The following is a 23947-nucleotide window of genomic DNA, read 5'->3' on the forward strand; positions in this document are numbered from 1 at the left end:
TCAAATTCTTTTGCTGCTACACAAGGACTTAACACTCGATTAGTTCTGACGAGTGGACATGCCCTTCAGTCGCTTCCCCCAATCGCCGCCATGAATGTTTTGACACTCTTGCTCCGAGTCGAAGCGGACATTGCGATCGGTAAGCTTCAGCTCGATACCGGCCTCACTCAACGCTACAGCCGTCAGTTCGAAGATGCGCACTTTCGCCTCAACCTGAGCGAGCTTTCTATCCGCGAGGGTTTCGAACACCCAGATCACGCTCAGGGTTTCAGCCAGTGCGCTCAGGTCAGCCGTGTGGGTGAGCCAGGTGAAGCCTTTGATTTCAGTTTTCGCTGTTTCGCACGCGTCGGTCAGCGTGGTGATCAGCCGGCGCTCCATGCGCGCCAGTTCACGTTTGCCTGCAGGCATTGCAAGTTCCTTGGAAGATCATCAGGGGGAAGCGGCATCTCAGGCTTTTTGAACCCGGTCGCGGATTGCCTCGGCAACGTGCGCGTCTGTTTAGTGGGGGCAGTATACCGGCGGTGTCCCTCATCAAGGTCAATGTTCACTGGCTGACCGCTGCCATGCAGACCAACCCTGCTAATCTCTCCCCCATGAAAATAGCCATCATCTCCGACACCCACGGCCTCCTCCGCCCCGAGGCCCTGACCGCCGTTCAAGGCGTCGACCTGATCATCCACGCCGGCGACATCGGTGCCGCCGAAATCCTCGCGCAACTGGCCGAAGTCGCGCCGGTACAGGCAGTGCGAGGCAACAACGATCTAAATCTCCCTTGGGCCGCCGACCTCCCGGACCACCTCACCCTCGACCTCAATGGCTGGCCAGCCCTGCTGACCCACGACATCGCCGACGTCGCCGCCCTCCTCGACAGCTCCATCAAACTGATCATCACCGGCCATTCCCACAAGCCCTTGATCGAATGGCGCGGCGATCGGCTCTACATAAACCCTGGCAGCGCCGGGCGTCGGCGTTTCAAACTTCCGGTTACTCTCGCCCTGTTAGACGTGGGCGTTGATACTCTGGAGCCGCAGCTCATCCAGCTTCTGCCCTGAAGGTTATCTGGCGCGGGGGCCTGCGGATTTTTGCCTAAATCTCATGATGACTTTCCTACTGTTCCAGCGCCTTCGCCATGATGATCGTGCGCTCCGCATGATGGTATTCATCCCGGACTTTCTTGAAGCCAAGTGCTGCATAAAAGCCTTCGGCGGTAATGGATGAGGGAACGCGCAGCGAGTCGATACCCGCGCTCGAGGCGACTGCTTGAATCTGCTCCATCAAGTGTCTTCCAACACCCAGCCCTTGATGGCGTGGGTCGACGAACACGCTGCGAACCACGTCGTGATCAAGGCTCGCGGTTGCCACGATGTGATCGTCGACCGTGGTTACGAGTACCTGACGCCGGGCCAGCAAATCCAGAACCGCCCGTGGCGAAAAACTCTGCTCAACCTGATCAATGATGTCGGATGAGTAGTCCAGCGCGTTGGACTGGCGAAGGGTATTGATGATGGTCCGGCTGATCGCCGAAGCATCTGCCGGGGTCGCGGTGCGAATCAGGTAATCCATTCTGAAAGCTCCTTGCAATCATTGGCTAAACAAGAGCCGCACAGACAAATAGCAGGAATTACGCCTGTTCAGTCTGCGAACGCAACACCGACGCCAAGTCCGGGTTCCAGCTGATATAGAACAGTTTGGCAGCATTTTCCGTCGTTGCTCACTCTGCGGTTCCAAAGGGCTGCCTGCGACAACAAAAATCCCGGCACGCTCCTGCGGGCCGGGGTTCAACACCATCAGTGCCTTATTTCTTCATCGAAACAATCGTCGCTTTGCCGCCCTCCATCTGGAAAAAAACGTCACGCGGTCGCCTGCCTCAAACCCTGTCAACTGATCTGCCGACGCAGAAAAGGCCATGGTCATCGGCGGCGCATCAAGCGATAAGCCGCCGGGATGACGAACAGGGACAGCAACGGCGCCGTGACCATACCGCCGACCATGGGCGCGGCGATGCGACTCATCACTTCGCTGCCCGTGCCACTGCCCAAAAGAATGGGCAAGAGACCGGCGATGATCACGGCCACCGTCATGGCCTTGGGGCGAACCCGCTGTACCGCGCCTTCACGAATGGCGGCCACCAGTCCGCGCTCAGAGCTGTCGCCAAGGGCTTCACGTTCGGCCCAGGCATTCTTCAGGTAGAGCAGCATGATCACGCCGAACTCGGCAGAAACACCGGCCAATGCGATGAAACCGACACCGGTCGCCACCGACAGGTTGTAGCCCAGCCAGTAGAGAAACCAAGCCCCGCCAGTCAGGGCAAAGGGCAGCGTGGCCATGATCAGCAGCGCTTCATCCAACCGCGAAAAAGTCAGGTAGAGCAGCACGAAAATGATCAACAGCGTGGCCGGCACCACCAGTTTGAGTCGCGCGTTGGCGCGTTCGAGAAACTCGAATTGCCCCGAGTAACTCAGGCTCATGCCCGGTTGCAACGTGACCTGCTCGTTGACGGCCCGGCGCAGATCGGCGACCACCGCCGCAATGTCCCGCCCGCGCACATCGATGTACACCCAGCCGGAAAGCCGGGCATTCTCGCTTTTGAGCATCGGCGGGCCATCGGTGATGCTGATTTTCGCAACAGTGCCGAGGGTGATCTGGCTGCCTGAGCGGGTGTAAATGGGTAATCGCTCCAGGGCCGCAGGCGAGTCGCGCCACTCGCGTGGATAACGCACGTTGATCGGGAAACGCGCTAACCCTTCAATGGTTTCACCGACGTTTTCACCGCCTATTGCCCCGGCCACGATCGATTGCACATCAGCGATGTTCATCCCGTAACGGGCAGCAGCCTTACGGTCGATGTCCACGTCGATATAACGCCCGCCCGTCAGGCGTTCTGCCAAAGCCGAGCTGACACCGGGCACGTCTTTGGCCACGCGTTCAACTGCCTGGGTGACGGCATCGATGTCCATCAGCCGCGTGCCGGCAACTTTCACACCGATCGGACTCTTGATGCCGGTTGCCAACATGTCGATGCGGTTGCGAATCGGCGGAATCCAGATGTTGGTCAGGCCTGGTACACGCACCACACGATCCAGTTCTTCCACCAGTTTTTCCTCGGTCATGCCCGCTCGCCATTGCTCATGGGGCTTGAACTGAATCGTGGTTTCAAACATTTCCAGGGGAGCCGGGTCGGTGGCGGTCTCGGCGCGTCCGGCCTTACCGAAAACGTGCTCGACTTCAGGCACGGTCTTGATCAGGCGATCGGTCTGTTGCAGCAATTGTGCAGCCTTCTGCGTCGACAGTCCCGGTAGCGCCGACGGCATATAGAGCAGATCGCCCTCATCCAGCGGCGGGAGAAACTCGCCGCCCAAACGCGACAGTGGCCACAACGTACTGACAAACACCAAGAGCGCCACCAGCAGAGTGACTTTGGGCCGATGCAGCACCGCATCGAGGGCGGGTTGGTAGATCCGGATCAGCCAGCGGTTCAACGGGTTCTGTTGTTCACCCGGAATTTTCCCGCGAATCCAATACCCCATCAGTACCGGCACCAGCGTCACCGAGAGTCCCGCCGCTGCGGCCATGGCGTAGGTTTTGGTGAACGCCAGCGGGCCGAACAACCGGCCCTCCTGTGCCTCCAGTGTGAACACCGGAATGAATGACAGCGTGATGATCAACAGGCAGAAAAACAGTGCGGGACCGACCTCCGCCGCCGCGTCGGTCATCACTTGCCAGTGTCGCTGTCCGGTCAGTTCCTGCCCAGGATTGGCCGCGTGCCACGCCTCGATTTTCTTGTGCGCGTTCTCGATCATCACCACGGCAGCATCGACCATGGCACCGATGGCGATGGCGATCCCGCCCAAAGACATGATGTTGGCGTTGATGCCTTGGTAGCGCATGACAATGAAAGCAATCAACACGCCCACAGGCAGCGAAATGATTGCCACCAGCGAGGAGCGCAAATGCCAGAGGAAGATCCCGCACACCAGTGCGACAACGATGAACTCTTCAAGCAGTTTGTGGCTGAGGTTGTCTACCGCACGGTCGATCAGTTTGCTGCGATCGTAAGTGGTGACGATTTCCACGCCGGCCGGCAGGCTGTTTTTCAGCTCCTGGAGTTTGCTTTTTACCGCGGCAATGGTCTCGCGGGCATTCTTGCCGCTGCGCAATATCACCACGCCGCCGACGGTCTCGCCTTCGCCATCGAGTTCACTGATGCCTCGGCGCATTTCCGGCCCCAACTGGATCGTCGCGACATCTCCCAAGGTCACCGGCACGCCGCCTGCACCGAGCTTGAGCGCGATTGAGCGGAAATCATCGAGCGACCGCAAATAGCCGGAAGCACGCACTATGTACTCGGCCTCAGCCATCTCAAGCACGGCGCCACCGGTTTCCTGATTGGCTTTGCCGATGGCCTCGCTGACCTCCACCTGAGTGATACCGAGGCTGGCCATTTTCAGCGGATCCAGCTGCACTTGATATTGTTTGACCATGCCGCCGACGGTCGCCACCTCCGCCACATTGGGCAGGGTCTTCAGTTCGAACTTGAGAAACCAGTCCTGAAGTGCACGCAGTTGCGCCAGATCGTGCCCGCCCGTGCGGTCCACCAAGGCATACTGGTAGATCCAGCCGACGCCTGTCGCATCCGGCCCCAGAGCCGGTTTTGCACTCGCGGGCAAACGACTTTGTATCTGGCTCAAGTATTCCAGGACACGTGAGCGCGCCCAGTACAGATCCGTCCCGTCCTCGAACAACACATACACAAAGCTGTCACCGAAGAACGAGTAGCCCCGTACGGTTTTCGCACCCGGGACCGAAAGCATCGTGGTGGCCAACGGATAAGTCACCTGGTTCTCGACGATTTGCGGGGCTTGTCCGGCGAAGGGCGTGCGGATGATGACCTGTACGTCAGACAGATCCGGCAACGCATCGATGGGCGTGTTCTGCACCGACCAGATGCCCCAGGCCGTGACGAACAGTGTTGCCAGCAAGACCAGCAAGCGGTTGGCGACTGACCAGCGAATGAGCGCAGCGATCATGGCTGCACTCCCGACTGTTCTTCGTCTGAGCCTGAGACGATGCCTTTGAGGCTGGCCTCCGAGTCGAGCAGGAATTGCCCCGACGTCACCACTTTCTGGCCCTCCTCCAGACCTGCCACGATGGCTGTCCTGCCATCGCTTTCCTGCCCGATTTGCACTTGCACGGGGCGATAGCGGCCGGCGTCTTCGGCAAGCATCACCAAGGTTCGCCGGCCAGTGCGGATAACCGCCTCGCTGGGCACCCATAACTGACTTGGTCCGGTTGTAGGGTGCAAGCGCACTTGCGCGGTCAAACCGGGCCTCAGGCGTTCCTCCGGATTGGGCAGTTCCACGCGTACTTGCAGGGTGCGGCTATCCGCGTTGGTTTGCGGCAGAATCGCGGAGACTTTGCCGTTGATCTTTATCCCCGCAAAGGCTGGAAATTGCGCCTCGACCGCTTGCCCGACAGAGATTGACCCTGCCTCGGATTCCGGCACGGCCACCGCCAGCCAGACAGAGCTCAAACCGTTGACAGTCGCCAGCGTCTCACCCGCAGCCACGGTCATTCCCGTGCGCACGTTCAACGCTTGCAGCACACCGGCAATGGGGCTGGTCAGCGTCAGATGAGGTTGGACCTTACCGTTGCGCTCGACCTGAGCAATCAGTGCCGCCGGCATGCCTGTAAGCCGTAAACGCTGGCGGGCGGCCGCCAACAATTCGCTATCACCAAAACCTTTGAGGGCAAGGAACTCGGTCTGCGCCGCCGCCCACTCCGGCACCAGAATATCCGCCAGCGCCGCGTTGGCCTTGAGCACATCGCCGGGGGCGTGGGCGTAAACGCGCTCGACAAAGCCTGGAGTGCGCGCCTGGATCACTGCGACATCGCGCTCGTTGAAAGCCAGCACACCGCTCACGTCGAGGCTGGAATCAAACACCCCACGCGTGACCGTCGCGAAGCGCAGGCCGAGATTCTGCGTCAGCCCCGGATCGATGCTCACCGCTGCGCGGTCGCTGGTTGCGCTGGCGTAACGGGGTACCAGTTGCATGTCCATGAAGGGCGATTTGCCCGGTTTGTCGAACTTTTGCTGCGGGTACATCGGGTCATACCAGTACAGCGCTTTACCCGCGTCCGGGGCATTGCGGCTTGGTTCGACGACAGCACCCTCGTCGCTGCCGAGGCGTTGTTGTGCGAACCAATAACCAGCGGTTACACCCAATACCAGCGCAGCGCTCGCCAGCCATACTGCATTCCATGCAAGCTTCATTGGCTCGGCTCCCCGTAGGCAAAGTAGAGTCGCGCACGGGTCAGCGCTTGCTGCTCTTCCACGTCGACCTGTTTCAGTCGGGCTTCGATGAGTTCACGCCGGGCCACGACAAGCGTATTCACATCGCCTTTACCGGCGCGGTAGCTGGCCATGCTCAGTGCGACTTTTTCCCTGGCCAGCGGCACCAGACTTTGTGCATTGCGCTGGACTGCCCGGTTCAGGCGCTCGTAGTCAGCCAACTGACTTTCCAGTTGCTCGGTATGCTCGCGTGACAGGGCTTCGCGCTCGGCCTCCAGCTGGCTGAGTTGCGCTTGCCGGGCGGCGATTTTTGGGTTTTGGCGGGAGTCCGGAAACAGTGGCAGGTCCCAGGAAAACTGCACGCTGAGCATGTCGCCGAACTGACGGTCACGGTGCTGATAGTCCAGCTCCCAACTCCAGTCGGATTTTTTCTCGGCCTCGGCCTCCCGAATCCTGGCTTGTGCCTCCTCGCTCATCGGCCCATACGCTGCCAGCTCGGGGTGGTGTTGTGCTTGATGGGACAGCTTGGCAGGATCGACCGGCCATTGTGGCAAGCTGCCCACGGGCTGTTGATTGGCAGCGGCACCGATCCAGCGTTTCAACGCCGCGCGCGCTTGCGTGCGCTGGCGAATCAAATCGTCCTGCTGCTCTGCCAGTTGCGCCGCTTCCTGCCGGGGAGTCACAGCATCGGCCGGTTGCGCGCGACCACCCGCAATCTGCGCCCGGACGGTATCGGCCAGCAGGCGGTTTTCCGCGTAGAAATCCTGAAACAGCGCGTCTTTGCGCTCGACCGAATAGCTGCTGATCCACGCTAGCGCCGTGGATTGGCGCACGTTCAAGCGTTCGACCCGGCGCTCGGCGGTAGCGCGATCAACGGCGGCGCTGGCCACCTCGATGCGCGCCTTGCGCTTGTCACTGTTGGGCATTTCCTGCCGGACGCCGACCATCTGCATGGTCATGAAGTCGTCGTTGACGCTCCAGCGATCCGGACCGCCAATAGGATAGTTCTGCAAACCTGCGAGCAACTTCGGGTCAGGTAATTCACCCGCTGGAATAGCCGCACTGCTGGTGGCCTGAATTTTTGCATCCTGTGCGGCCAGCGACGGCGCATTGTTTTCGGCCAGCCGTAATGCTTCGTCGAGGGTCAGCGTGGCGGCCAGGCTCGGCAAAGCCAGCATGCTCGCCGCGAGGCCGGCCACGAGGGACCAACCTGTGCAAAAGCACTTGGAGTTCATGTCTACGATTCCTGTGATGATCCACTGCGCGCGTCAAAAGACCTGCGCACAGCTATGCCATCCCGCTAAAACGGGATGAGGCTCAATGGCGATACAGGAATCAGGCGCGCGGCGGTCGCCATACCCCGGACAGGGTTGGCACAGGAACGGAGTCGCTGGAAAAAGACAGTTCTACGGGGCTGAACAAGGTTACTGCTGGCTTGCTGATCGAGACTTGCAACATGCCACCGGTCTTGCATTCCTGACCAGGCTTGCAGGGTTTGCCATGTTCCATCGGGGCTTGCATGTCGTTGCAACAGTCCATGCCCATATCGTCCATCATCGCCATGCCCAGCGTCTTCATCGGGCACGGTTCTGTCGGTGCCTGAACGCCCGCCATCCCGCTGAGGGGAAGCGCCAGGCTGAGCACGAAGATGAGGAACAACCGCAGATAGCGTTTCATGGCGTTGGAGTGTAGCCGTCGGAATGGGCACTAACAATCAGCTCGCAGCACCGCAAAGCGCTGACTGCGCGCGATATAAACGTTTGAGCATTAAGCCAGCGTTATTGGCCACCGACTCACTGTCCCGATCCTGCTGGCAAAAGCGATGAGCGCGAAAGTGTTCACGACAGTGCGCGCAGCCAACGTTGAGTTCGCCAGAAGCATGGGTGCCGACGTCTGAAGGTATATTTTGTTCGAAGAGCCGACTGTCCATCATGTTGAAGGGCCGGCTTTTGCTGATCCAGTGAATACCGGCGCTGAAACTTTTCCGCCCCATCCGGCCTGATCACCTAACCTCATAGACTGTGTGTCCATCGAGAGTCGGCCCGTCCCATGCGCAACAGCTTGAAGTCGTTGTTTTCAGTGGTATTCGTCTTGCTCATCGGCAGCAGTCCGATGCTGTGGGCCGCCGAATTGCCTGCGCCTTCGGTGGCCGCGGTCGCGCCGCTGCCGGTGATTTCACAAAACGACCTGCAAGCCTTGCAGCAGCGCCTCGACGGCCTCAAGCAACAGATTTCCTCGGCAAACAACTACAACCAGCTCGAAGGCCCGCAGGATCGGGTGCAGGCGTTCATTCTCGATGTCGATAAATTGTCGGCGGCGTTGCTGCCGCAGCAGGCGCAGTTGGCCGTGCAGTTGAGTGTGTTGGGCGCGGCGCCGGCGACTGAGGTCGCGGCCGAGCAGGCGGATATCGTTGCGCAGCGGGCGTCGTTGGCGGAACAGAAGAGCAAGATCGACGCGTCGCTAAAGAGTCTGGCGGCGCTCAAGCAAAGCGCGGCGGATCTGATTACCCAGATCGCCGGTATCCGCCGCTCATTGCTCGAGAGCGAGTTGACCCTGGGCACCCACAGTGTGTTGAGCCCGCATTTCTGGTCGCCGCTGGTCAATCCGACGCCGGACGATCGTCAGCGTTGGCGTTTTTTCATCGCCCAAATCAGCGAAACCTGGGCCACGGTCTGGGCGCCGGGGCAGCGTTTCTATACCAGTTTTTTGGTGTTGCTGGCGCTGGTTATCTGGACGTTCGGACGCCGGCTGGCCGAGCGCGGGCTGACATGGGTATGCATTCATCGCATGCCGGAGGGGCGTTTGCGTCGTAGTGCGCTGGCGTTTGCTTCGGCGCTGGCAACGATTGTTACAACGGGCCTTGCGCTGCAATTGCTGTTCTATGCCTGCACTCGCCACGAGCCGTTGACGCCGGTGCTGGAGACATTTTCCGAGGAGTTCGAAAAAGCGGTTTATGCCTGTGTGCTGATCACCGGGCTGAGCCGCGCGTTGTTGTCGACCCAGCATCCGTCGTGGCGGCTGCCTGCGATTGCCGACCCCGTGGCGCTGGCGATGAAGCCGTATCCGCGCATTTTGTCCGGCACGCTGCTGGTGTTGGTGACGCTGGTGCAGGTGAGCAATTCCACCGGCATGAGCAGCCAGATTGTCGTGGCCGGGCGCGGCGTCATCTCGATTGTGGTCATGGTGATTGTCGTGTCGTTGCTGTTGCGCGTGGGCAAAGTGCGCAAGGCACTGGTCGCAGCGAACGATGCCTCGGCGACGGGCAGTACGTTTTCCGGCGTGGTGTACACCATCGCCAGTATTTCGATGTTGGTCTCGGCGATTGCCCTGCTTACTGGCTATATCTCGTTGAGCCGGTTCATCACCTATGAAGTGGTCTGGGCCTACATCGTGTTGTCGGGTTTCTACTTGCTGATCCAGGTGATCAAGGACGGTTGCGAGTACGCGTTTTCAGCCAAACATGCGAGCGGCAAAGCACTCAAGCAATTGCTCGGCATTGGCGATCGACGACTCGAGCAGATCTCGATTCTGTTGTCCGGGTTCAGCCGCGCAGCGCTGTTGCTGCTGGCGGTGATTGCGCTGTTTGTCGGCGGCATCGGCACCACGCTCGGGCAGTTGGCGACCAATATCATGGCGATCCTCGGCGGCGCCGGCTTGCGCAAGTTCAATATCGTCCCGGCACATCTGCTCAACGCAGTGTTGGCGCTGATGATCGGCATCTGGCTGATCCGCGCCCTGCGCCGCTGGCTCGACAACGAGTTCCTGCCCAAGACCGACATGGACCCGGGCATGTGCGCGTCGCTCAGCACGCTGTTTTCCAATATCGGTTATGCCTTTGTGATCCTCATGACCCTGTCGTCGCTGGGCGTGCAGTGGACCAACCTGGCGTGGATCGTCAGTGCGCTGTCGGTGGGCATCGGTTTCGGTTTGCAGGAGATCGTGAAGAACTTCGTTTCCGGCCTGATTCTGCTGACCGAGCGCCCGGTGAAGGTCGGCGATCTGATCAGCATCAGCGGCGTCGAGGGCGACATCCGCCGGATCAACGTGCGTGCCACGGAAATCCAGCTCAGCGACCGCTCGATCGTGATCGTGCCGAACTCGCAATTGATCTCGCAGAACCTGCGCAACGTCACCCTCGGCGGTAGCGCTCAGGGGGTGGCGTCGCTGGAGTTGATGTTCCCGCTGGATATCGACCCCGAAGAGGTCAAGGACCTGCTGCTCAACACCTACCGCGAGAACGAAACCATCCTCGATAAACCCGCGTCGTTCGTGCGTTTCAGCAAACTGTCGCCGGACGGCATTACTCTGACGGTGACCGGCTATGTCGGCAGCCCGAGAATCGTCGGGGTGACCAAGAGTGACTTGCTGTTCGAGATTCTCAAGCGCCTCGGCGCAGCGGGAATCGCCCTCGCCACTCCCCCACCCAGCAGCCCCTGACACCCCCCGTAGGAGCTGCGGCACGCTGCGATCTCTTGATCTTGCCTTATAAAAACAAGATCAAAAGATCGCAGCCTCGTTGCACTCGTCAGCTCCTACAGGTCATGCGCTGTACCAGACAAAGGGTAAAGTCTTTGTCGTCACTGCCGAAATGTTAATGTGCCATCACTTTTAATCCGACAGTGTGCCCTCTGCATGGATGCCTTGATCCGCCGTTTCAGTTGTTTGTCTTTGCTTGCCCTCGCCCTCTACGGATGCCAGAGCCCCCCGTCCCCCAAACAGACGAGTGCCGATTTCGATGCGCTGGGGCGCATGGAGTTTGACGCGGCAATGCTTGGTCAACCCAACCCGAATACCATCGTGCGCGATGGCGATCACGTCAGCTATTACGTGATTGCCACTGAGGGGCGGCGAATACTTCATCTGGCGAACTTCAACGCCGACTGTCATCTGCCAGATGCGCAAATGGCGCATTTGACCAACAAGGGCATGCTTCAGTTTGCGGCTGTTCGAAACAGTCGCACAGCCGAAGACAAGCAAATGCCTGCCGAACAGAAAAAGCTGTTTCTGCAGAGTCCTCAATTCAAACAGGTTTGTGCTCAGACCCCGGTGGCACAATGGCGGGTCATTTCGGCACCGGAGTTACAGGAATGGCAGCTGATTGATCGTGCCAGCCTGAATCAGAAAGACGGCCAGATCTACTTCTGGTCTGCCCGGGTACCCGCAGGCGAAACGCTTCTGCCCCGCGAAAATGGCCTGTATGCGCAAGAGCGTAGGCGCTGGAGCGCTGATTGCGCTAAACAACAATTGACCTCGCTGAGTACCTTCTACGTAGATAAGCAAAACCGCGTGATAGCCGGCGCGATCAGCGTTGACGCCATCGCCGAGAAAAACCTGAACGCCGACCACCGTCAATTGCTCACAACTGCATGTGCTACACCACAGGTGTTGGCGGCACTGAAACCTTTCTCGGGCCGAGAACAAACGCCATTCGTATTGCCTGATCCAGTGCTGCCGTCCTCCGTAACCAAATCCATTGAAGCGTTGAAATTGCCGGTCCCGGAACACAACATTCAACGCTTGCGCGTGATCTTCAAAGATCCCAACGAGGCTGATCGGCGCAAACAGCTTCAGGAGGCGGGCATGTCGTACCTGCTCTCGAACAACCCCGAACGACTGACGCTGGGACGCTTGGGCAGGGACAGCCGCTACCTCGGATACGAGCCGGGAAAGCAGCTCACAGAACGCTACAACAGTAATTATCATCAATCGGTAAACATCACTTTCCGAGGGCTGATCGACCTCGCCGATATTGATTACAGGAATGACAGTGACGGCATCACCGTGCGTAAAAACGCGATCACCGACCTGCGATTCACCGGTGACTGGACGAACATGCCAGTCGGTGCGCTACTGAGCTACACCGAACAAAGGTCCAGCACCCGCTACCAGAAAGCCGCTGAACTTGAGGACACACGGTTTGACTGCGCCGTGGAAGCACAAGAGCCTGCCAGTGCGTTCTTTCCATCGTTGACGGGCACCGCCAAAGTCATCACTTGTACAGGCAGGCACTACCGCCACGGTGAAAGCACTGCGATGTATGCCTATTTGCAGGCGTACGGGATGTTCGTGCCGATCGACCTCACCCAGAATCGCAGCTACGGCGAGTTCAAGATCGAAGCGGTCGAGTGAGAGCCGCAGGCGTTTCGGGTTATTCCCGAAACGCCTGGCAGCCTGCTTTTTAGGTCTTTATTGACGGTCGAAAGGCACCCTTATACTTCAGCGGTTCACCCACCGCTCAATAAGGATGCTCCATGCCTCAACGTCTTTTACTGGCGGCACTGTTTGTCGCAGTCGCCGGTTGTGCCAGCCCTCCTCCGGTTTCCGTTCACACCCATGATCCCGCCAGTTCGACGTTGCAAGGTGACGCCGCGCGGCCGGCGCAGGCGCAATGGCTGCGCACCGAGCTGTACTTTTCGGTGGGTTCGATCGATGGCAAGGAAGGTGCGGTCAGCCCGGCGCGCTGGCGCGAGTTTCTCGACAAGGAAGTCACGCCGCGTTTCCCGGATGGCTTCAGTGTGCTCGACGCGTATGGTCAATGGCGCGATAAAGGCGCGAAAGAACCTGAGCGCTTGAGCACCAAGGTCATTGTGATCCTGCACGAGAACAGCGTGCAGCGTTCCAGCGACATCGAAGCGATTCGCCTCGCGTACAAACGCATCACCGGCGACTTGTCGGTGCTGCGTTTGTCGCAACCGGCCGAGGTGTCGTTCTAGTCCGAAGTCGGTCCAAGAGCTTGCCGAGGCGTCGACGCCACGCGGCTCAACCCCGCCAGTATCAGCGCCCCCACCAGCAACACGGCGATCCCCAGAAACGCGCCATAGCCGACCACTGTCACGCTGGAATACAGCATGTACAGGCACAACCCGAAAAACAGCAGCGGCAACAGCGGATACAACGGCACCTGCACCGGCCTCGGCACGTCGGGAAAGCGCCGCCGCAGAATGATCAACGCGACGCTGCTCAAGCTCAGAAACAGCCAGTACACCGGAGTCAAATACTCGACCATGGTGTTGAAACCGCTCTGGGTGAAACTGCCGAACAACACCAACAGCAACGCCACCGCGCCTTCCGCGAGCAAGGCTTTGCGCGGCACGCCGTGACGATCGTCCCAGTCGCCGAAACTGCGCAATTGCGGCACATCGCGGGCGGCTGCGTAGGTAGTCCGGGCGCCGACCAGCAATGTCGAGTTGATAGTGGCGATCGCGGCGATACCGACCATCAACAGAATCAGCATGACCCCGGGCGCGCCGAATGCACGGTTCAGCAACTCAACTGCCGGCGCGTTGCTCGCCGCCAGTCCGGCGAATCCCAGACCGGCGACGAACGCCCAATTGAGCGCCAGATAGATGCTCATCAGCACCGCCAGCGCTCCGATCATGGCGATGAAGATGCCCCGTCGACCGTCGCGCACTTCTGCCGATAACGTCGCCGCATCGCTCCAGCCACCGAAGGCCAGAAACACGAAAATCATCGCCGCCGAAAATCCGGCCATACCGCTGTGCTCCGGCGTGACCGAAACGTCCGCTACCGGTGGTTCGATGCCCTGCCACTTGAGCCAGACACCGGCGCTGGCAATGCTCAGAAAACCCAGTGCAAGCAAGCCCACCAACAACGTCTGGGTGATGAAACCAATGTGCTTGCCCGTGAGATTGAGCAGCACCAGCGCGGCAATGATCGCCCCGGCAAACAACCCCGAGCCGTACTGCCCCAACGGCACCACCGCGTTGAAGTAATCGGCAAACATGAATGCCGACAACGCGATCCATCCGGTGTGCATCACCGAAAACCGCGACCAGGCGAACAGCAATCCCATGCGTTCGCCGTAAGCCATGCGCAGAAAATGATAATCGCCACCCGGATGCGGAAATGCCGTGGCCATCTCGGCAAAACACAGCGCGCCGATCATCGACGCCACACCGCCGAGCACCCACACCAGGTAGAAATGTTCTGGCCCGACGTTAAGTGCCACGGTCGGCGCGGTTTTCAGGATGTCGGTCGTGATCACCATGCCCAGCGTGATCAATAACGCCTGAAACACCGGCAGATGCCGTCTCGGCCCGGCGTCAGAAGCCATAAGTGGCGCGGGCGTAGTAATAGGCTCCATTGGTGCCGATTGGCGAGAGCACGTCATACGGCAAGTTGCCGCCGTAGTTGATCGCCGAGCCGGAGCGCTCCGGGTAGTTGTCGGTAAGGTTGTTGCCACCCACGGCGATGTTGAATTTCGGGGTGAATTTGTAGGTCACTTCGGCGTCCAGTTGCCACACCGCGCCATAGGTTTGCTCAGGTTGCGAGTCGCCGAAATCGAACACGCGGGTGGTCTCGCCCTGGCGGGTCAAACGGCCGAGCAAGCCCCAATGTTCGCTGGCCCAGTTGGCGGAAAAGATCAAGCGATCCTTCGGTGCGGCATCGGTCAGGGTGTTGGTTTCTTCAACACCGACCAGCGCGTCGTTGCCGATGCCCAACGCGGTCAGTTGCGACGGCGTGCCTTTGGTGCTGGTGACTTTGGTGTGGTTGTAGGTGTACGCAGTGGTCAGGCCCAATTCCCCGTCATAGAACGGCTGATGGTAGTTGAGCACCAGTTCGGCGCCGTGGGTGCTGGTGTCGGCGGCGTTGGTGAAGAAGTTGACGTCGTGCACACCAGCGACACCGAAGTTGTCGTTGATGTAGTTTTCCAGGGCATCGCTGCCGATACGTTGCGACAGGGTGATGCGGTCTTTGACGTCGATGCGGAACACGTCCAGCGACGCGTCGAAGCGTTCGTTCAACTGGAAAGTCAGGCCGAGGCTGAAGTTCTTCGAGGTTTCCGGATCGAGTTTCTCCGCACCCAGCGCGCGGGCGATCGGGTCGTTGACCGAGAGCACGCGAATATCGGTCAGCGTGCCGCCATCGCCGAAGTTGCTGGTGGTGTTCTGAAAGCCGCTTTGCGCCAGCGAGGGTGCACGGAAGTTGTTCGACACCGCACCGCGCAACGCCCACTGATCGGTCAGTTTGTAGCGGCCGCTGAGTTTGCCGGTGAGCTTGCTGCCGGCATCGTCGTAATGCTCCCAACGCGTGGCGCCGTCGACGAAAAAGCGGTCAGTGAGGTCGCCGGACAATTCGGCGTAAGTGCCAAACACATTGCGGTCCAGGTCCGACTCTTCGCTCGGCCGCAAGCCATTGGCGCCGTCGGCTCCGGAACCAATGTAGGAAGCTTCGTCGCCGGCATAGGTCAGGTAATTTTCGTAGCGATATTCGCCGCCGACGGCCAGCACGAACGAGCGCTCGCCAAGGCGCAATTCACGGCTGAAATCGAGGTTGCTGGTGGTCTGGCGCAGTTCGTAGTCGCCGGTATCGAACCGGGTCGGCGAGTCTTCACCGAGGCTGACGTTGAGGGTGCGTCGGGTCGAACCCTCGAAGCGGTTGCGGCCGTGGGTGACGCTGCTGTCGAAGTCCCAGTCATCGCCGATCATGCCTTTGAAACCGGCCGTGGCGGAGACATCCTTGTTGTCACCGAGCGATTGCGGCAAGTAGCCGTTGGGGTAGAACTGCGGCTGCTCGTACGGATAGCGATAGAACTCGGCGCCGGTGGTGTGGCGCTGGTTGTAGGTGCCGAAGCTGTAGGCCTTGCCGCCGGCCAACGGCAATTCACTGTTGAACCACAGGTTGACGTCACGGGCGAGGCCGTCGCCCATCACGTAATTGCGCTGGTTCGGGGTATCGGCAAAGCCATCGAAACCGGCGCGGTTGGTCGGGTTGCGATCCTTGTATTCGGTGCCACCACGAATGAAGCCGCCCTCCTCGCCAAGCCGCGTGCCGATCTTCGCGGTGGTCACGCTGTTCTGGCCGTCGGTGGTGGTCTTGCCAATCGCGTCCTGATGGGTGTGATAGGCGCCATAACTGGTCGAGACCTCGCCGCCCTCGGGCGCGTCGTCGAGGATGATGTTGATCACCCCGGCAATCGCGTCGGAGCCGTATTGCGCGCCGGCGCCGTCCCGCAGCACTTCGATGCGTTTGATGGCGCTGATCGGGATCGAGTTGAAATCCACCGGCGCGGTGCCACGACCGATTTTCGACGAATCATTGACCACCGCCGAGGTGTGGCGACGCTTGCCGTTGACCAGCACCAGCACCTGATCCGGACTCATGCCGCGCAATTGCGCCGCTCGCACATGGTCGGCACCGCCGGAGTTGGATTGACGCGGCAGGCTGAAGGACGGCAACAGCGTCTGCAACGCGGCGCCCAGTTCGCCATCAGCGGCGCCGGCGGTTTTCAGGTCCTCGGCGGTGAGTACATCGACCGGCACCGGCGAGTCGAGCACCGTGCGCGAAGTGCCGCGCGTGCCGGTCACCAACACGGTGCCGAGGCGCGATTCGTCTTCTGCACTGGAGGCTGTTTCTTCGGCGTTGACGGGAAGTTGCCAGATGGCAGTTACAACAGCAGCGGCCAGTAATGAACGGGAACGGTAATGCATGTAACAGCTCCTTGAATCGCAGTTAATACCCGGCCGTCACCGACAACAAGAAGTCGGCAATCAATGCGCGGCAATGTCTGCTGTAGTTTTGATTTTTAAAGGCAGTTGAAACGAAGAATATTGGTAACGCGCAGAATCCCCAGAGTAAGTCATTGCCCCTTGGAGCCTGATGCTAGACGAGCGGCGGCTTAGCGCAAAAGAACCAATAACACTTAGGTTAGATCGCTCTTAAGGAGTGTTCTTAGTCCAACACAAGTGTTGCTGAGGCAACACTAAAGCCCATTAAAAACAAACTAATCCAACTATAAAACTGCCTTCTGCAAGAGCTGGCTTGCCAGCGATAGCGGAGTGTCATTCAACGAATCTGGTGACTGGCTGAACCGCATCGCTGGCAAGCCAGTTCTCACAGTTGATCGCATTACGAGGCGGGCGCTTAGTCGAACTCTTTGTCCCGCCAGGCATCTTCGGCAATGTCCAGTTCATCACCGCTGAAACGCTGTTCGGCAAACGGATCGGCGTGCAGGTGAAAGCCGTTCTGCTCCCAGAAACCCGGTTGTTCATGCTCGACAAATTCAAGACCGCGCAACCATTTTGCGCTCTTCCAGAAATACCGGCCGGCGACCACCAGACGCAACGGCCAGCCGTGTTGCGCGGTCAGCGGTTGGCCGTGGTAATGGGTGGCCAACAGGCTGTCCGGGTGCAACAGATCGTCGAGTCGCAGATTGGTCTGGTAATCGTGGTCAGCGTGGGCCATGACGAAGGCTGACTTGGGCTGGATGTTCAGTACTTGCAACAGATCCTGCAGATGCACCCCACTCCATTGGGTGTCGAACTTCGACCAGCGCGTGACGCAATGAATGTCGCATTGCAACTGCCGTTGCGGCATTGCCAGCAGGTCGGCATAACGCAACTTGATCGACTGTTCGAGCGTGCCAAACAGGCGTAGCGACCAATCAGCAAGATCGTATTGCGGCACTGCGCCTTCGTGCAGAATCGGAAAGCGCTCCGTCAGCACTTGCCCCGGCGGCAGTCGTGCGCCGAACAGCGGATCGGCACTCGGCGAACGGCTTTTGCGCAGGCGCGCAGCCTTGTTGTGCATGTGTTCTCCAGATTTCGCCAATGCAAATCAGCCGAAAATTCTATGACTCAACCCGCCCTTGTGGGAGCTGGCTTGCCAGCGATGAGGCCTGTCGAGTCAATATCTCTATCGGCTGAAACACCGCTATCGCTGGCAAGCCAGCTCCCACAGGGTGCTGTTTTAGTTAGCCACGGGAATCCATGGCGCCCGTGCGACGTTGGCGGTGTCGCCGAAGGCCGGGAGTTTTTGCGCGAGGTCGCGGACGTTTTTCACGTCCAGGTCCAGCAGTTGCTGGCGAGTGATCAACGTCGGCGGCACCAGCACCTGATGGCCAGGGTTTTCCCCGGCAATCAACATCGCCAGACTGCGCGCACTGATCGCCCCGGCCACTTGCGGATTGACCGCTGCCGTCGCGGCCCAGGCGCTGTCCGGCTCTTTCATGATCTGGATGTCGGCCGTGGAAATATCGGCGCTGTAAATCTTCACCTTGCTCGCCAGCCCGGCTTCGTCCACGGCAATCTTCGCGCCTTTGGCAAACTCGTCGAACGGCGCAAAAATCACGCTGATCCCCGGATTCGCCCGCAGCACCGCACTGGCCTGATCCGCCACCGAATTGGCAATCGGCGGATTCAGCGTGCCGAACCGTGCCTTCTCGATGATTCCCGGATTGGCCTGCTTGACCTGACTCCAGATCTGGTCACGGCGCTCCATCGGCGTGAAACCGCTGATGTACACATAACCGGCATCGAAACGCGTGCCGTTGTCCTTCACCGCTTGATCCAGTGCCAGACGCGCCAAGGCATGGTGATCCTGCTCGACTTGCGTCACTTGCGGCGTGTTCAGATCGACATCGAAGGCGACGACCTTGATGCCTTTGGCGATGGCCCGGTCAATCGGCCCTTTGAGGGTTTCCGCCAGACCCAATTGCACGATGATCCCGTCGACACCGAGATCGGCCGCCTGATCGATCATCTCGCCCTGACTCGCCGCCTGCTGCCGCGCATCGAACACGCGCAAGTTCGCACCCAACGCTTCAGTCTGTTTTTCCACGCCGCGCAGATACGCCTCGGGAAAGTCCCCGGAAAACAGATAACCCACCAGCGCAATCTGCACCTGACCTTTATCGAACGGCGCCGGTGCGCCAGGCAATGCCTTGGCTTGCGCGCCCAGCGCCAACGTCGAAAGCACCGCCGCCGCGAGGCAATGGCGGGCAAACTGTTTGATTGAACCGTGCATACAACTTCCTTGATTGGAGGCGGCTCAGCGCGCTCGATGCGCGAGGCCGAAGGTGAACATCAGGGCCAGCACCAGCACCAGTCCCTTGACGAAATCCTGTGCGTAATACGGCGCGTTGAGCATGGTCAGGCCATTGAGCAACGACGCCACCAGCAGCGCGCCGACGAGGGTGCCAAACGCGTTGGGTTTCTTGGCGCCGAGCACGGCAAAACCGATCAGCGCCGCGCCCAGTGCATCCAGCACCAGGCCGTTACCGGAACTGACATCGCCACGGCCCAGGCGCGCCGCGAGCAACAGTCCACCGAGTGACGCCAGCACTGCCGAGAGCACGTACGCCAGTAACTTGAAGCGCTGCACCGGCGCACCGGCCAGCCGCGCCGCCTGCTCGTTGCCGCCAATCGCATAGAACAACCGGCCAATGCGCGTACGTTCGAGAAACAGCCACACCGCAACAGCCACCACAGCGGTGATCAGCACCGGAATCGGCACCACGTCCCACAGCCGGCCGCGACCCAGAGCGAGGAACGCGGCGCTGAATGTCCCTTCGGTTTCTTCACCGTTGGGCAAAGTCATGCCCACCGCAATCGAGCGCCCGCCCGTGGGAATCAACTGCACACCGATCACCAGAAACATGCTGCCGAGCGTCGCGAGAATGTCCGGCACACGCAGTTTGACGATCAGCCAGCCGTTGAGCAGCCCGACCAGCGCGCCGCCCGCCAGACTGATCAGCACCGCCGGCACGGCGCCCCAGCCGAGTACGACCATCACGTAACTGGCGATCATCAGACTCATCGCCGCCACCGCGCCAATCGACAGGTCGAGGCCGCCGACCGCCATGGTCAGCGTTACACCCAGCGCCAGCAGCGCCACGATCGACACCGATTGCAGGATGCTGAACAGATTGCCGACGCGCAGGAAGGCAGGCTCGGCGAAACTGAAAAACACCACGATCAGCGCCAGCAACCACAACAGGCCATAGCGGATCAGCGCTTGCAGCAGACGTTCGGCAGGTGCCGTGCGGATCGATAACAGTGAACTCGAATCAGGCACTCGCTCTGCTCCTTGGCGTGGCTTGAGGGGGGGGTTCAAAGACATCGCTGCCGGCCAGGGCACTGACCAGCTCGGCGCGATTGAGGCCCGCGCGCGGGTATTCGGCGACCACCGCGTGATCACGTACCAGCAGGATTCGATCGGCAATCTCGAGGGCTTCATCGACATCGGCGCAAATCACCAATGTCGCGCGGCCGTGGGCGCTGTCGCGCAGCAGTTGGCCGATCTCGCGACGCGCACGCACGTCGACGCCCTGGAACGGCTCATCGAGGATCAATACCCGCCCCTCGCCGAGCAACCACCGGCCGAGCACGACTTTTTGTTGATTGCCGCCAGACAGCGCGGTCATCGGCACATCGATGCCGGCGGTCTTGATGCCGAGCGCCACCACCTGCGCCTCGACTGCTGCGGCTTCAGCGCGATTGCGGATGAAGCCACCACGGGTAAAACGCTCAAGAAATGGCAAGGTCAGCGTGCGACGCAGGGAGAAGTCAGGCACCAGCGACTGACTGGCACGGTCTTCGGCGGCAAAGAACACACCGCGCTGAATCGCCTCGCGTGGCGACCTGGCGAACCCTTCAACGCCATCCACTTGCAGCCAGCCCGACGCCGCTTGACGCAGACCGAACAAGACTTCGGCGATCTCGGTTTTACCGGCGCCCAACAACCCGGTCAGCACCACGACTTCGTTTTCATGCAGTTTCAGATCGAAGCTTTTCGTGCGCGGCAGGACTTTCAGTCCGTGCAACTGCACCACTTGCTGCCCCGCCACGCGCGGCGTGTAGGTATGCGCTTGCAGCGCCTGGCCGAGCATGGCGGTGACCGCCTCGGGCAACTGCCGCGCGGTGAACTCACCGGCCAGTCGTCCATCACGCAGGACGATGGCGCGATCCGCCACACGTTGCAGGTCGGACAGGCGATGAGAAATGTAAACAATCGCCACGCCACGATCGCGCAAGGTGTCGATCAGGGCGAACAAGCGCTGCGCTTCGGCATCGGACAACGCCGCCGTCGGTTCATCGAGAATCAGCAGTCGCGGCTGCAAAGCAAAGGCTCGGGCCAGGACGACCAATTGCCGTTCGGCCTGACCGAGGTGTTCGATCGGCTGCTCCAGCGGCAAGGTCAGACCGAGGCCGGCCGCAATGCTCGCGGCGCGTTCCAGCAGGCGTTTGCGGTTGAGCCAGAAATCCGCACCAGGCTTGCACAACTCATCGAGCAGGAGGTTCTCCGCCACACTCAAACCCGGTGCGATGCCTTCGTTGATCTGCTGATGCACGGCGACAATGCCGACCCTGCGCGCAGACAACGGCGAGCTGAAATGTCGAGGCTGACCGTCGACACTGATCTCGCCTGCATCGGCGGTCTGGCTGCCCGCGAGAATCTTCACCAGAGTCGACTTGCCCGCGCCGTTGGCCCCGAGCAACGCCACCACTTCGGCGGGATAAATATTCAGGCTGACGCCGTCCAGCGCCCGGTTCGAAGCAAACGACTTGCTCAGCTCACGCACACGAATCAGCGGCTCGCAGGCCACGACGACAGGCGCACTCATAAAATTCCTTAGCGGCGATGAGCCAGCGAACGCACCAATCGATCGCCCAGGCTCTGCACGCCTTGAACGAGGATGACCAACACCACGACGGTGGCAACCATGACTTCATTGTTGAAGCGCTGATAGCCGTAACGGATTGCCAGATCACCGAGCCCACCGCCACCGATCACCCCGGCCATCGAGGAGAATCCGATCAGCATCACCAACGTCAATGTGATCCCGGCAAGCAACGCCGGCAGTGCTTCGGGCAACAGCACTTTGAAGATCACATGGCCGATGTCGCCGCCCATGGCGAGGATCGCTTCGATGCGGCCCTTGTCGACTTCGTCCAGGGCGTTTTCAACGATGCGGGCGAAAAACGGAAACGCACCGATGGTGATCGGCACCACGGCGGCGGTACTGCCCAAGGTTGTACCGACCACCAAGCGGGTCAGCGGGATCAGCGCAATCAACATCACCACGAACGGCAATGAGCGGCCGAGATTGACCAAGGCACTCAGCGCCGCATTCAGACGTGGCATCGGGTAAAGACCGCTGCGCCGACTGATAAACAGCAAGACGCCTAGTGGCAAGCCGATCAGCAGCGTGAAAAGCCCGGCGAGCAACACCATGTACAGGGTTTCACCGGTGGCGTTGAGCACCAGTTGGAGGATTTCATGCCAGTCGATCGAGCGGTTCATGATTGTGCCGCCCGTACGCCGTACTGTTTGAGGAAACTCAGCCCCGGCGCCGCATGCCCCAGCGGTAACCCGCAGGTCGGGCGCAGCGAACTGCCCAGGCTCGATTGTGGGTCAGCCATCAGCCGCGGTACCGGACCGGCTTCGACCAACCGGCCGTTAGCCATGAGCGCGGCGTGATCGCAGATCGATTTGACCACGTCGAGTTCGTGGGTGATCAGCACAATGGTCAGGCCAAGTTGCCGATTGATATCGCGCAACAGCTCGAGAATCGACGCGGTGGTTTCCGGGTCGAGGGCGCTGGTCGCTTCGTCCGACAGCAAGTACGCCGGCTCCGCGGCCAACGCCCGGGCAATCCCCACGCGCTGTTTCTGGCCGCCGGACAATTGCGAAGGAAAAGCCTGTGCCTTGTCGCTCAAGCCGACCAGTTCCAGCAGCTCGCGCACCCGCACATGGCGCCACGGTTTGCCGACATTGGCGATTTCCAGCGGCACGGCGATGTTGTCGAAGACATTGCGCGAATGCAGCAGGTTGAAGCCCTGGAAGATCATGCCGATGCGTTGGCGTTGCGTGCGCAAGTCGCTGGCGGAGAGCGTCATCAGGTCAACGCCATCCAGCAGAATCCGCCCGCTGTCCGGGCGTTCGAGCAGATTGAGGCAACGCAGCAGCGTCGATTTACCCGCCCCGCTGCGCCCGAGAATCCCGTAGACGGCGCCATCGGGAATACTCAGCGAGACTTGATCGAGCGCCGGTTGCGACGCCGATGGATAGGTCTTGCTCAACTGCTCGACGCTGATCATGGCTTGCCGCCTGCCACCGGAATCACCGAACCGGCGAAGTTATCGGTGATGTATTTGGCCACTTGCGGTGAGGTCAGATCCTTGGCCAGTTGCGCGATGCGTGGGTCGTTTTCCAGCTTTGGCGTGGTCACCAGAATATTCGCGTAAGGATTGTGCTCGGCCTTCTCCAGCCCCAGCGCATCCTTGGCCGGTACCAGCCCGGCATCGAGCGCGTAGTTGCCGTTGATCACCGCCAGATCGACGTCGTCCAGCGAGCGTGGAATCTGCGGCGATTCGATTTCGAGGATCTTCAGCTGTTTCGGGTTTTCGGCGATGTCCTTGGGCGTTGCCTGATCGGCGGCCGGATCGTTGAAGCCGGGTTTGAGTTTGATCAGGCCATTGTCCTGCAGCAGATACAGGGCGCGACTCAGGTTGGTGACGTTGTTGGGGACGGCGACCGTGCCTTTTGCCGGTACGTCGGCGAAGCTCTTGTAGCGGCGCGAGTAAATCCCCAGCGGCTCGATATGCACCGTGGCCGCCACTGCCAATTTCTCACCGAGGGCCTGTTCCTGGGACTTCAGGTACGGCAGATGCTGGAAGTAATTGGCGTCGACATCACCGTGCACCAAAAGCTCGTTGGAGTTCACGCCGTTGGGGATTTCGATGATCTTCAGGTTGAGTTGCGGATCGATTTTCTGGATGTACGCGAGTATCTGCGCGTGGGGCACCGGGTCGGCAGCCACGCGCAACGGTTCCAGCGCCTGCGCACCGAACGATGTCACCAGTGCGCCGAGGACGGCCAGGGTCAAACCTGCTTGTTTCAACATGTCGAGAGTCC

19 protein-coding genes and 2 pseudogenes are annotated in these 23947 nt (G+C 60.2%); 5 read left to right on the forward strand and 16 right to left on the reverse strand.

Annotated features, from left to right (window positions below):
- Nucleotides 1–39 precede the first annotated feature (39 nt).
- Complete coding sequence (locus C2E19_RS16970) at nt 40–408, reverse strand: hypothetical protein (RefSeq protein ID WP_129394254.1); 369 nt, start codon at nt 406–408, stop codon at nt 40–42.
- Between the two features lie 185 nt (nt 409–593).
- Here C2E19_RS16970 and C2E19_RS16975 point away from each other — a divergent pair, with 185 nt between their 5' ends.
- Nucleotides 594–1052, forward strand: a complete 459-nt coding sequence (locus tag C2E19_RS16975; RefSeq protein ID WP_129396143.1) for a metallophosphoesterase family protein — start codon at nt 594–596, stop codon at nt 1050–1052.
- Between the two features lie 55 nt (nt 1053–1107).
- On the opposite strand, the gene C2E19_RS16980 is transcribed toward C2E19_RS16975, so the two are convergent.
- The 6 genes and pseudogenes from C2E19_RS16980 to C2E19_RS17005 all read right to left on the reverse strand — a co-directional run bounded on the left by C2E19_RS16980 (nt 1108) and on the right by C2E19_RS17005 (nt 7966).
- Nucleotides 1108–1563 (reverse strand): GNAT family N-acetyltransferase, encoded by a 456-nt coding sequence (locus tag C2E19_RS16980; RefSeq protein ID WP_129394255.1) that lies wholly within the window; start codon nt 1561–1563, stop codon nt 1108–1110.
- A 232-nt stretch (nt 1564–1795) separates the two neighbouring features.
- A pseudogene (locus C2E19_RS16985) lies at nt 1796–1923 on the reverse strand (copper-binding protein); the annotation flags it as partial.
- Nucleotides 1911–5027, reverse strand: a complete 3117-nt coding sequence (locus tag C2E19_RS16990; RefSeq protein WP_129394256.1) for an efflux RND transporter permease subunit — start codon at nt 5025–5027, stop codon at nt 1911–1913. The gene C2E19_RS16990 and the pseudogene C2E19_RS16985, both read right to left, overlap by 13 nt.
- Complete coding sequence (locus C2E19_RS16995) at nt 5024–6271, reverse strand: efflux RND transporter periplasmic adaptor subunit (RefSeq protein WP_129394257.1); 1248 nt, start codon at nt 6269–6271, stop codon at nt 5024–5026. Before C2E19_RS16995 ends, C2E19_RS16990 begins: the two co-directional genes overlap by 4 nt.
- A complete protein-coding gene (locus C2E19_RS17000; protein WP_129394258.1) occupies nt 6268–7524 on the reverse strand; it encodes a TolC family protein in 1257 nt (418 codons plus the stop codon). The genes C2E19_RS16995 and C2E19_RS17000 overlap by 4 nt, the downstream gene beginning before the upstream one ends.
- A gap of 100 nt (nt 7525–7624) precedes the next feature.
- Nucleotides 7625–7966, reverse strand: coding sequence for a hypothetical protein (locus C2E19_RS17005; RefSeq protein WP_129394259.1), 342 nt, complete (start codon nt 7964–7966; stop codon nt 7625–7627).
- Between the two features lie 121 nt (nt 7967–8087).
- Between C2E19_RS17005 and C2E19_RS29210 the strand changes: the two are divergent.
- The 4 genes and pseudogenes from C2E19_RS29210 to C2E19_RS17025 all read left to right on the forward strand — a co-directional run.
- Nucleotides 8088–8183 (forward strand): annotated as a pseudogene (locus C2E19_RS29210) (NADPH:quinone oxidoreductase); the annotation flags it as partial.
- Between the two features lie 155 nt (nt 8184–8338).
- Complete coding sequence (locus tag C2E19_RS17015; RefSeq protein ID WP_129394260.1) at nt 8339–10726, forward strand: DUF3772 domain-containing protein; 2388 nt, start codon at nt 8339–8341, stop codon at nt 10724–10726.
- Between the two features lie 195 nt (nt 10727–10921).
- Nucleotides 10922–12418, forward strand: coding sequence for a hypothetical protein (locus C2E19_RS17020; RefSeq protein ID WP_129394261.1), 1497 nt, complete (start codon nt 10922–10924; stop codon nt 12416–12418).
- 122 nt (nt 12419–12540) lie between these two features.
- A complete protein-coding gene (locus tag C2E19_RS17025; RefSeq protein WP_129394262.1) occupies nt 12541–13002 on the forward strand; it encodes a DUF3574 domain-containing protein in 462 nt (153 codons plus the stop codon).
- Here the strand turns inward: C2E19_RS17025 and C2E19_RS17030 are convergent.
- The 9 genes from C2E19_RS17030 to C2E19_RS17070 form a co-directional block, all read right to left on the reverse strand.
- The gene (locus tag C2E19_RS17030; RefSeq protein ID WP_129394263.1) at nt 12999–14363 is read right to left on the reverse strand and encodes an APC family permease; all 1365 of its coding nucleotides are present in this window, start codon (nt 14361–14363) and stop codon (nt 12999–13001) included. The two genes, C2E19_RS17025 and C2E19_RS17030, sit on opposite strands and share 4 nt — an antisense overlap.
- Nucleotides 14353–16740 carry a TonB-dependent siderophore receptor gene (locus C2E19_RS17035; RefSeq protein ID WP_129394264.1) on the reverse strand — a complete coding sequence of 796 codons (2388 nt, stop codon included), beginning with the start codon at nt 16738–16740 and terminating at the stop codon, nt 14353–14355. Before C2E19_RS17035 ends, C2E19_RS17030 begins: the two co-directional genes overlap by 11 nt.
- A 433-nt stretch (nt 16741–17173) precedes the next feature.
- Nucleotides 17174–17839: a sulfite oxidase-like oxidoreductase gene (locus C2E19_RS17040; RefSeq protein ID WP_129394265.1), complete on the reverse strand. Its 666-nt coding sequence runs from the start codon at nt 17837–17839 to the stop codon at nt 17174–17176.
- 159 nt (nt 17840–17998) lie between these two features.
- Nucleotides 17999–19054 carry a substrate-binding domain-containing protein gene (locus C2E19_RS17045; protein WP_129394266.1) on the reverse strand — a complete coding sequence of 352 codons (1056 nt, stop codon included), beginning with the start codon at nt 19052–19054 and terminating at the stop codon, nt 17999–18001.
- Between the two features lie 24 nt (nt 19055–19078).
- Entirely contained in the window at nt 19079–20104 is a 1026-nt protein-coding gene (locus tag C2E19_RS17050) for an ABC transporter permease (RefSeq protein ID WP_129394267.1), read from the reverse strand.
- Nucleotides 20097–21653, reverse strand: coding sequence for a sugar ABC transporter ATP-binding protein (locus tag C2E19_RS17055; protein ID WP_129394268.1), 1557 nt, complete (start codon nt 21651–21653; stop codon nt 20097–20099). Before C2E19_RS17055 ends, C2E19_RS17050 begins: the two co-directional genes overlap by 8 nt.
- An 8-nt stretch (nt 21654–21661) precedes the next feature.
- Entirely contained in the window at nt 21662–22333 is a 672-nt protein-coding gene (locus tag C2E19_RS17060) for a methionine ABC transporter permease (RefSeq protein ID WP_129394269.1), read from the reverse strand.
- On the reverse strand, nt 22330–23130 hold the full coding sequence (locus tag C2E19_RS17065) for a methionine ABC transporter ATP-binding protein (RefSeq protein ID WP_129394270.1): 801 nt from the start codon (nt 23128–23130) through the stop codon (nt 22330–22332). The genes C2E19_RS17060 and C2E19_RS17065 overlap by 4 nt, the downstream gene beginning before the upstream one ends.
- The gene (locus C2E19_RS17070; protein WP_129394271.1) at nt 23127–23936 is read right to left on the reverse strand and encodes a MetQ/NlpA family ABC transporter substrate-binding protein; all 810 of its coding nucleotides are present in this window, start codon (nt 23934–23936) and stop codon (nt 23127–23129) included. The genes C2E19_RS17065 and C2E19_RS17070 overlap by 4 nt, the downstream gene beginning before the upstream one ends.
- Nucleotides 23937–23947 lie beyond the last annotated feature (11 nt).

This window comes from Pseudomonas sp. DTU12.3 (genome assembly GCF_004124275.1).
Classification (GTDB): domain Bacteria; phylum Pseudomonadota; class Gammaproteobacteria; order Pseudomonadales; family Pseudomonadaceae; genus Aquipseudomonas; species Aquipseudomonas helmanticensis.

What these genes read in the sequence shown, in the direction of transcription:
- C2E19_RS17030 (WP_129394263.1), bottom strand. Translation starts at nt 14,363, where the DNA reads ATGGCTTCTGACGCCGGGCCGAGACGGCATCTGCCGGTGTTTCAGGCG.
- C2E19_RS17035 (WP_129394264.1), bottom strand. Translation starts at nt 16,740, where the DNA reads ATGCATTACCGTTCCCGTTCATTACTGGCCGCTGCTGTTGTAACTGCC.
- C2E19_RS17060 (WP_129394269.1), bottom strand. Translation starts at nt 22,333, where the DNA reads ATGAACCGCTCGATCGACTGGCATGAAATCCTCCAACTGGTGCTCAAC.
- C2E19_RS17065 (WP_129394270.1), bottom strand. Translation starts at nt 23,130, where the DNA reads ATGATCAGCGTCGAGCAGTTGAGCAAGACCTATCCATCGGCGTCGCAA.
- C2E19_RS17025 (WP_129394262.1), top strand. Translation starts at nt 12,541, where the DNA reads ATGCCTCAACGTCTTTTACTGGCGGCACTGTTTGTCGCAGTCGCCGGT.
- C2E19_RS17055 (WP_129394268.1), bottom strand. Translation starts at nt 21,653, where the DNA reads ATGAGTGCGCCTGTCGTCGTGGCCTGCGAGCCGCTGATTCGTGTGCGT.
- C2E19_RS17045 (WP_129394266.1), bottom strand. Translation starts at nt 19,054, where the DNA reads ATGCACGGTTCAATCAAACAGTTTGCCCGCCATTGCCTCGCGGCGGCG.
- C2E19_RS16970 (WP_129394254.1), bottom strand. Translation starts at nt 408, where the DNA reads ATGCCTGCAGGCAAACGTGAACTGGCGCGCATGGAGCGCCGGCTGATC.
- C2E19_RS17000 (WP_129394258.1), bottom strand. Translation starts at nt 7,524, where the DNA reads ATGAACTCCAAGTGCTTTTGCACAGGTTGGTCCCTCGTGGCCGGCCTC.
- C2E19_RS16980 (WP_129394255.1), bottom strand. Translation starts at nt 1,563, where the DNA reads ATGGATTACCTGATTCGCACCGCGACCCCGGCAGATGCTTCGGCGATC.
- C2E19_RS17005 (WP_129394259.1), bottom strand. Translation starts at nt 7,966, where the DNA reads ATGAAACGCTATCTGCGGTTGTTCCTCATCTTCGTGCTCAGCCTGGCG.
- C2E19_RS17070 (WP_129394271.1), bottom strand. Translation starts at nt 23,936, where the DNA reads ATGTTGAAACAAGCAGGTTTGACCCTGGCCGTCCTCGGCGCACTGGTG.
- C2E19_RS16975 (WP_129396143.1), top strand. Translation starts at nt 594, where the DNA reads ATGAAAATAGCCATCATCTCCGACACCCACGGCCTCCTCCGCCCCGAG.
- C2E19_RS17020 (WP_129394261.1), top strand. Translation starts at nt 10,922, where the DNA reads ATGGATGCCTTGATCCGCCGTTTCAGTTGTTTGTCTTTGCTTGCCCTC.
- C2E19_RS17015 (WP_129394260.1), top strand. Translation starts at nt 8,339, where the DNA reads ATGCGCAACAGCTTGAAGTCGTTGTTTTCAGTGGTATTCGTCTTGCTC.
- C2E19_RS16995 (WP_129394257.1), bottom strand. Translation starts at nt 6,271, where the DNA reads ATGAAGCTTGCATGGAATGCAGTATGGCTGGCGAGCGCTGCGCTGGTA.
- C2E19_RS16990 (WP_129394256.1), bottom strand. Translation starts at nt 5,027, where the DNA reads ATGATCGCTGCGCTCATTCGCTGGTCAGTCGCCAACCGCTTGCTGGTC.
- C2E19_RS17040 (WP_129394265.1), bottom strand. Translation starts at nt 17,839, where the DNA reads ATGCACAACAAGGCTGCGCGCCTGCGCAAAAGCCGTTCGCCGAGTGCC.